A 1924-nucleotide genomic window follows, 5' to 3' on the forward strand; every position below is an offset into this window, starting at 1 on the left:
TGTATAGCTGACAGGTAGTGCATTGTCTGCGAGGAAATGTGCGGAGGTCCTGAAGGCAAAACCTGGAACAGGCGACAATTAACCATGATGGCTGGCGGAGTCGGATAACCCTGCAAAAGAAGGGAGTGTCCAGTGCCACAAGAGGATTCTGTTAGTTAAGAGGACTGGATTCAGGTGAAAGCCCGATGTCGTGACCCAAGGAGGTCTCATCGTCTCCGAAATTCGGTAAACCTTATTCAAGTCTGGGATGGACAAGATAAGATTATGGGTGGTGAGGAGTCAGAGCAGGGGATAGTAGTGAATAAGCTTACTGGAAAGGTCGCAAAAGTAAGTGACTCAATACCTAGTTATTGAGGAGAGCCTTAACCCAAAAGGTAGGGACTCTATGCGAAGCCCGTCTGTCCATGGAAGAAAAACCGAGTTATCTTAGAATACGTCATGTCCATACAGAAACCGATAGGACAAATCCATAGAATCGGGGTCGAACAGAAGGGTAGACCGTATGGGGCGTAGTACTTAGTGAATCTGTTGATATTGCCGAAGTTGGGCTAGTCAATTAACAGACTGAAAGGAAAGAAACGGAACATGAACGGAAAAGGAGACAAGCAAGGTTTTCGTGAGGGAGTAAAGCCCCCACAAAAGAGGAAGTGGTATAGTCTCATAGATAAAATATGGGCAATGCCAAACATGGAGGAAGCCTTTAAAGAGGTTAAAAGGAATCGTGGAGCCGCAGGTGTTGATGGAGTAACAATTAAGGCTTTTGAATTTGGTGTGGAGGATAATGTACAAATCCTTCAACGTGAACTACGCGAAAAGACATACAAGCCGAGACCTGTGAAACGTGTATATATTCCAAAGGCTGATGGTTCAAAAAGGCCTTTAGGTATCCCAACCGTGAGAGACCGAGTAGTACAGGCTTCTATACGTAGAGTAGTGGAACCAATCTTTGAAGCTAAATTTCTTGATTGTAGTTTTGGTTTTCGACCGAATCGAAGTGCACATATGGCATTGGAGAAAATCCGAAAGGATTTATTGGATGGATATATGTATGTAATTGATGCAGACCTAAAATCATACTTTGATACAATTCCACATGACAAACTTATGTCTTTGGTTAGAGAGGAAATAGTAGATGGAAGTGTCATTGGATTACTTGAAAGTTTCCTCCAAGCAGGAGTTATGGAGGGTGGAAGTTTCCATTTAAACGAAAAAGGTTCTCCGCAGGGTGGCGTCATCAGTCCGTTACTTGCGAACATATATTTGCATCCTCTGGATGAACTTATGACAGAGAGAGGGCATCGAATTACTAGGTATGCAGATGACTTCGTCATCTGTTGTAAATCACAAAAGGGTGCTGATAGAGTACTTAAATCAGTTACTCGATTCCTTGAACAAAAACTTGGGCTAATCGTACATCCCGAGAAGACAAAGATTGTTAATAATATGAAAGAATCCTTTGTTTTCCTGGGATATGAATTTAAACAAGGTTATTGGGTTAAACCGTCGGAAAAGTCGATAAAGAAATTTAAAAGCAAAATCAAGGAAATAACAAAGCGAAATCAAACGGTAAACATCGAGAAACTGATTAAAGAGAAACTTAACCCATATCTTCGTGGATGGGGTAACTACTTTGGACACTGGCATACAAAGACTATATTCACCGAGTTTGACAAATGGGTTAGAAGAAGATTACGGTCGATTCAACTAAGAAGTTGGAGGAAAATCAGAAAGTTGCATAGAGAATTACGTAGGCGGAAATGGAAAGGCGAACTTCCAAAACTGCGTATGTACTCGTGGAGAAGTTCGAAGTGTAAGCCAGTTAATACGGCAATGCCAAACAATTGGTTTAAAGAAATAGGTCTAGTTTCTTTGGTGGATATTTACAATGAACATCATCCCCAACGGGGATAATCATGGAGGAGCC

General features: G+C 41.7%; 1 protein-coding gene. It reads left to right on the plus strand.

What is annotated here, in order from left to right; genetic code table 11:
- Nucleotides 1-585: 585 nt before the first annotated feature.
- Entirely contained in the window at nucleotides 586-1911 is a 1326-nt protein-coding gene (gene ltrA, locus ACFSFW_RS24220; RefSeq protein ID WP_388042222.1) for a group II intron reverse transcriptase/maturase, read from the plus strand.
- Nucleotides 1912-1924: the final 13 nt, after the last annotated feature.

This window comes from Ferdinandcohnia salidurans (genome assembly GCF_042680725.1).
Lineage (GTDB): Bacteria > Bacillota > Bacilli > Bacillales > Bacillaceae_L > Ferdinandcohnia > Ferdinandcohnia salidurans.